Source organism: Odoribacter sp., assembly GCF_985060555.1.
In genome coordinates this window covers 1-6,574 of record NZ_CFKYFN010000097.1, presented here as the reverse complement: position 1 = coordinate 6,574, position 6,574 = coordinate 1, and the positions used below count along the sequence as shown (strand labels likewise).

5 protein-coding genes are annotated in these 6,574 nt (G+C 43.0%); 4 read left to right on the top strand and 1 reads right to left on the bottom strand.

From position 1 onward, the window contains the following. Window positions 1-213: 213 nt before the first annotated feature. The 4 genes from htpG to AC5RDS_RS13345 all read left to right on the top strand — a co-directional run bounded on the left by htpG (window position 214) and on the right by AC5RDS_RS13345 (window position 5,538). A complete protein-coding gene (gene htpG / locus AC5RDS_RS13360) occupies window positions 214-2,265 on the top strand; it encodes a molecular chaperone HtpG (RefSeq protein WP_013611216.1) in 2,052 nt (683 codons plus the stop codon). A 290-nt stretch (window positions 2,266-2,555) separates the two neighbouring features. Beyond that, a complete protein-coding gene (gene nfo / locus AC5RDS_RS13355; RefSeq protein ID WP_046403648.1) occupies window positions 2,556-3,410 on the top strand; it encodes a deoxyribonuclease IV in 855 nt (284 codons plus the stop codon). After that, complete coding sequence (locus tag AC5RDS_RS13350) at window positions 3,407-3,898, top strand: metallophosphoesterase family protein (RefSeq protein ID WP_494222368.1); 492 nt, start codon at window positions 3,407-3,409, stop codon at window positions 3,896-3,898. Before nfo ends, AC5RDS_RS13350 begins: the two co-directional genes overlap by 4 nt. A gap of 41 nt (window positions 3,899-3,939) precedes the next feature. Next, entirely contained in the window at window positions 3,940-5,538 is a 1,599-nt protein-coding gene (locus AC5RDS_RS13345; RefSeq protein WP_013611213.1) for a S41 family peptidase, read from the top strand. 73 nt (window positions 5,539-5,611) lie between these two features. Here AC5RDS_RS13345 and AC5RDS_RS13340 read toward each other — a convergent pair whose 3' ends face one another. Then, window positions 5,612-6,487, bottom strand: coding sequence for a 7-cyano-7-deazaguanine reductase (locus tag AC5RDS_RS13340; protein WP_022160836.1), 876 nt, complete (start codon window positions 6,485-6,487; stop codon window positions 5,612-5,614). Between the last annotated feature and the right edge of the window lie 87 nt (window positions 6,488-6,574).

The following is a 6,574-nucleotide window of genomic DNA, read 5'->3' as shown; positions in this document are numbered from 1 at the left end:
TCTGACGGGATAAAACCCGGAATCGGAATAGAAAGAAAAAATAAACCTACGTTTATAAGTGTAAATATGTATATAACTGCTTTATTTTATTCTTATTGGGATTGCTATGGATTTGAAGCTTGGGCTGTCTTTTTGTCACTTTCATTTTTTTGGCATAACAATTGTGTATTTACTTGCGTAAACTTGAATTTAAAACTAAAAAACAGATATACTATGGCAACTGGAAAAATAGGAGTATCAACGCAGAATTTATTTCCGATTATTAAGAAGTTTCTCTATTCGGATCATGAAATTTTTCTTCGTGAAATAGTGTCGAATGCAGTAGATGCTACACAAAAATTGAAAGTATTGGCATCTTCGGGAGAATTTAAAGGGGAGGCTTCTAATTTGCGGGTGCGGGTGAAAGCTGACAAAGAGGCAGGTACTTTGACGGTATCCGACAGCGGTATCGGAATGACCCGGGAAGAGGTGGAAAAATACATCAACCAGATTGCTTTTTCGGGAGCAGAAGAATTTTTGGAAAAACATAAAGATGATGCCGCTACGATCATCGGTCATTTCGGATTGGGATTTTACTCTGCCTTTATGGTGAGCGATAAGGTGGAAATCGTGACCAAATCGTACAAAGAAGGAGCGCAGGCTGTAAAATGGACCGGTGAAGGAGATACCGAATACACCCTGGAAAATACCGAAAAAGCCGAACGGGGAACGGATATCATTATGTATATCAATGCCGAGGAAAAGGATTTCCTGGAAGAGAATAAGCTACAGGATTTATTGACGAAGTATTGTAAATTCCTCCCGATAGAGATTGTTTTCGGAAAGAAGAAAGAATGGAAAGATGGAAAATATGTCGATACCGAAGAAGATAATATCATCAATGACACCAATCCGCTGTGGACACGTAAACCATCCGAACTGAAGGAAGAAGATTATCAGAAATTCTACCGGGAATTGTATCCCATGGCACAAGATCCTTTGTTCCATATCCATTTGAATGTAGATTATCCGTTTAATCTGACCGGTATTCTTTATTTCCCGAAAATCGATAATAAGTTTGAAATACAAAAAAATAAAATTCAATTATACAGCAATCAGGTATATGTTTCCGATTCTGTCGAAGGGATCGTACCCGAATACCTGACTTTACTGCATGGGGTGATCGATTCGCCGGATATTCCGTTGAATGTATCCCGTTCCTATTTGCAAAGTGACCGGAATGTGAAGAAGATTTCCAACCACATTACGAAGAAAGTGGCCGACAGCCTGACCGATATCTTCAAAAACAACCGGGAAGAGTACGAGAAAAAATGGGATGACCTGAAGGTATTTATCCAATACGGCATGCTGACAGATGAGAAATTTGCCGAACGGGCCAATCCTATCGTGCTGCTCAAAGATACCGATGGGAAATATTTTACCCTGGAAGAGTATGAAAATCTGGTGAAAGTCAACCAAACGGATAAGGACAATCATATCGTTTATCTGTACGCTACCGACGTACAGGAACAATATACTTACATCCAGGCTGCGAAGGATAAAGGCTATGACGTTTTGGTGATGGATGGGCAGTTGGACACGCATTTTATCAATCATATCGAGCAGAAAAATGCCGATCATAAATTTTTACGTGTCGACTCGGATGTGATCGATAAACTGATTCCTAAAAATGAAACGAAGGAAACCGATTGGAGCGAAGCTGAACAGGAGGAGATGAAGGATGTTTTCAATGCACAACTCCCCAAAGAAGGAGGCATGTATGTGGTCAATTTCGAAGCGTTGGGCGAAACGGCCGATCCTGTTTTAATCACCCGTTCTGAGTTTATGCGGCGGATGAAAGAGATGGCTGCCATGAATCCGGGGATGGGATTCTATGGAGCTATGGACGACCAGTTTACGTTGGTGGTGAATACCGATCATAAGCTGGTAAAGAATATCCTGGCTGATGAACAGAAAGAAATGGCGGCTAAACTCGAACCGATCGATTTCGAAATTAAAGAAAATGAAGGGAAGAAAACAGAGATCGACGAACTGAACAAAGGGAAGAAAGAAGATGAAATTCCACAAGTCGACAAAGACCGGAAGAAAGAATATGACGATAAGATCAATGGCTTGAGAAAACAAAAACAAGAGCTGTTGCAGGAATATGGTAAAGGTAATCAGGTGGTCGGCCAGTTGATCGACCTTGCCTTACTCGCTAACGGTCTGTTGAAAGGAGAAGCACTGAATAAATTTGTGAAGAGAAGCGTAGAGTTGATTAAATAACCGAAAGACGGAAGATGTGAAAGCGGGCATTGTTGAAGATGCCCGCTTTTATTTTAATAAAACTATTTCCAATTTTGTAGACGTTAAGTAAGATTTCGGCTAACTTTTTGTAGGTTTGTAAATCCCGGAGGATAGATTTTAAGGATAGATTACGATCTTGTGGGAGAGGGATATGAGATATTTAGTATAAAAAATTAACTTTGCAAATTATTGAACTTTTGTGTTGATCGGGCGTTATACCTCTTGAGACTGAAGTTAAACAGAAGATTATTATTAAAAGACATCGGAATATGAAATATGTCGGAGCACATGTCAGTATATCGGGTGGAGTGGAGAATGCTCCTGTAAATGCTTATCGGATCGGAGCGAAAGGTTTCGCTTTATTTACGAAGAATCAACGCCAATGGGTGGCAGCACCCTATTCGGCTGAAAATGTGGAACGCTTTCAGCAGCGTTGTCAGGAATTCGGTTATACGGCCGATCAGATTCTGCCTCATGATAGTTACCTGATCAATTTGGGAAATCCCGATAAAGAGGCTTTGGAAAAATCCAGGAGTGCTTTTCTGGATGAAATGTTGCGTTGTGAACAACTGGGACTGAAACTACTCAATTTTCATCCGGGAAGTTCGTTGAAGAAAGTGAGTGAGGAGGAGTGCCTGACGATAATTGCCGAATCGATCAATATCACGCTGGATAAGACCAAGAGTGTCTGTGCCGTGCTTGAGAATACGGCCGGACAAGGGTCTAATCTGGGATATACTTTTGAACAGTTGGCCTATATTATCGACAAAGTTGAAGATAAAGACCGGATTGGAGTATGCATCGATACCTGTCATGCTTTCGCTGCCGGATATGACCTCAAGAGTGAAAACGGCTTTCAGGAAACTTTTGAGCATTTCGATGAAGTGATCGGATTGAAGTATCTGAAAGGTATGCATCTGAACGATTCTAAAAAAGGGCAAGGTTCTCATGTCGATCGGCACGAGGTGCTCGGGAAAGGCGAATTGGGTATAGAGACTTTCCGCCGGATTATGAGAGATCCCCGTTTCGATCGTATGCCGCTGATTCTGGAAACTCCCGATGAAGAAAACTGGGCGGAAGAAATAAAGATGCTTTATAAATTAGAAGAGCATAAGAGCTTATGAAAATAGGATTATTATCGGATACACATGGCTGGTTGGATAGCAAGATATTGGATTTTTTCAAAGATTGCGATGAGGTTTGGCATTGCGGGGATATCGGTGATTTAGCGGTTACCGATCGTTTGGCCGCCAACTTTAATTTACGCGCTGTATACGGTAATATCGATGGAGGAGGGATAAGGACGATGTTTGCCCCTACTTTAATATTCGATTGTGAAGGAGTAAAAACAGTGATGACCCACATCGGAGGATATCCCGGACATTATGACGCCGGAATACGGACGCTATTGTACGACGAACGCCCGCAGCTGTTTGTCTGCGGCCATTCTCATATCCTGAAAGTTATGTTCGATAAGACGCTGGGATGTTTACACATCAATCCCGGGGCTGCCGGGAAGTATGGTTTCCATAAAGTCAGGACAGCCATCCGTTTTGTCATAGAAAAGGGGAAAATGAAAGATTTGGAAGTATTGGAACTTGAGAAGAAGTAGAGATATAACTATTCCTGGATAACGAAGTAACTTTAAATAAGATGAAAAGACTTTTTATTTTGACAGGGCTCTTGCTGCTGACAGGAGCACTATTCAACCGGACGATAGCACAAAACCGGGAGAATCAGGTGAGAGAACAAAGCATAAAATATCAGCGGCTGATGGCCTATATCGATGCCTTTTATGTCGATACCGTAAATTTGCAGAAGCTGACGGAAGATGCGATTATAAAAGCTTTGTCCGATCTCGATCCTCATTCGGTTTATATCACGAAGGAAGAAGTGGATGAGATGAACGAGCCTTTGGAAGGTGGATTTTTCGGTATAGGTATTCAGTTTACTATTCTCCGGGATACGTTGGCTGTTGTGGCTATCGTGCCTGGCGGCCCTTCCGAGAAGGCCGGATTGATGGCAGGAGACCGGATCGTTTCCGTGGACGGAGAGAATATCGCCGGGAAAAAATTATCGAATACAGAGGTCCGGAAGCGCTTGAAAGGAGAGGAAGGTACGATTGTCAAGGTCGGCGTGCTGAGAGGACATGAAAATATGGATTTCCGCATTATCCGGGGAAAAATTCCGATTTATAGTATCGATGCTACTTATATGCTGGATAAGACGACCGGATATATCAAGTTATCCCGTTTTGCAGCGACCACGATCGATGAATTCGAGGAAGCTGTCAAAAAATTGCAGGCTCAGGGGATGAAAGATTTGATACTGGACTTGCAGACGAATGGAGGGGGATATATGGGAGCCGCTATCGGTATCGCCGATCACTTGTTGGATGGACGGAAGATGATCGTTTATACCGACGGGGTCAATTCCGGTCGGCGCGAAGAATATTCAACGCCTATAGGACTCTTGCAGGGTGGACGGGTGGTCGTATTGATCGACGGCAATTCGGCTTCTGCCAGTGAGATTGTCTCCGGAGCTGTTCAGGATTGGGATAGGGGCGTATTGGTGGGCCGGAGGTCTTTCGGGAAAGGCTTGGTGCAAAGACAGTTTCCTCTGACCGACGGATCTATGGTCCGGCTGACGATAGCCCACTATTATACGCCTTCGGGGAGATGTATACAAAAACCTTATTCGAAAGGCGAAGAAGATTATGAAGCCGAGTTGTATAACCGGTATCGGAGCGGAGAAATGGTCAGTGCTGACAGTATTGTAGTGAATGATTCCCTGAAATATTTTACGAAAGTAAAACAACGCCCTGTATACGGTGGAGGAGGTATTATCCCGGACGTGTTCGTGCCTCTCGATACGACGATCAGCTATTTGTACTTTAACCGGCTGATCGCTAAAAATGTAATCGGTGAGTTTATTGCCAATTATATCGATAAAAACAGGGATCAGCTGAAAAAGAAATATCCTGATTTCGATTCTTTTGTGAAGAATTTTCAGGTGACCGATGCCATGATCGATGAAATTGTAAAAGCAGGGGAAAAAGCGGATATCCCCAGAGACGATAAAGCACTGAAACCTCTTTTGCCTACCATTAAATTGCAGCTGAAAGCATTGATAGCCCGGGATCTTTGGAATATGAACGAGATGTATCAGATTATGAATGAGGAGAACGATATGCTGAAGAAAGGATTGGAAGTGTTGAAGGACGGTACGTACGAAAAGATACTCGGCAAATAGATTTATAAATACAGTGAAAACGGTGATGACAGCTAAAACAGGAACGGGGGTTTAACAGAAAGAAAGCAGGCGGTTATTGCCGGAAATTCCGCTGGGTCAGTATATCGGCTTGGGGCAGATAATGCGGCAGATAATCCGGTTTGTTGGCCCGGCAAGGACAAATATCTATCCCGCCACGACGGGTGTATAAGCAACTTACCATGAGAATTTCGGGTTGGAAAAGATCACTGAGGCGTTTGAAAGTCATCTCACAAATTTCTTCGTGAAAATGATTTTCATTACGCAGCGAAACGATGTATTTCAACAGAGAGGCATAGGCCGGTTGTGTCCGGCCTTTCAGATGAATGTACAAACTTCCCCAATCGGGTTGACGGGTGATCTTACAGTTACTTTTCAGTAGATGGCTACATACTTTTAATTCCCCTGCTTCCTGGATGTTTTCGGTCAGTAAGGCGGGGTTTTCCTGATAGACGGAAAACTGGAGTGCATAGGTGTCGGGCTCTTTTTCCAGCAGGGTGTAATCATTGAAATCAAAAGGCAGAAAAGAAGGGACATCTTCATAAAAATGGACTTTTACTTCGGTACACAACAACGCACTAAGATCGGCAGCTACTGTGGCAACGAATCGGTCGACAGCCTGCCCGAGTGTCTTGCCTAAAGCTTCCATATGAAAGGAACCTAAATACAATTTCAAAGATTTACTTTCTACAATCGAGGGACTGGAAGCCGGATAAGTAATTTTCAACATCCCGGCTACCGGTATACCATTATCCAGGATAAAACTGGCTTCGTAGGCATGCCAGCTGTCATAACCACAAAACAGACGGTCCGGGTGGTCTATGCCATAGATTTCCCTGTTCAGCCGCCGGGGAACCGCCACAAGAATAGCCGGACAATAGTGTTGGGGATATTCGACTTGTTTTCCTAAAAGTTTATCTTCGGTTGTCATAATGAGTTGCTGAGTTATAGAGTTGCTGAGTTATAGAGTTGCTGAGTTATAGAGTTGCTGAGTTATAGAGTTGCTGAGTTATAGAGT

Coding starts and splice junctions, on each gene's coding strand:
- AC5RDS_RS13345 (WP_013611213.1), top strand. CDS start 3,940: ATGAAAAGACTTTTTATTTTGACAGGGCTCTTGCTGCTGACAGGAGCA.
- AC5RDS_RS13350 (WP_494222368.1), top strand. CDS start 3,407: ATGAAAATAGGATTATTATCGGATACACATGGCTGGTTGGATAGCAAG.
- nfo (WP_046403648.1), top strand. CDS start 2,556: ATGAAATATGTCGGAGCACATGTCAGTATATCGGGTGGAGTGGAGAAT.
- htpG (WP_013611216.1), top strand. CDS start 214: ATGGCAACTGGAAAAATAGGAGTATCAACGCAGAATTTATTTCCGATT.
- AC5RDS_RS13340 (WP_022160836.1), bottom strand. CDS start 6,487: ATGACAACCGAAGATAAACTTTTAGGAAAACAAGTCGAATATCCCCAA.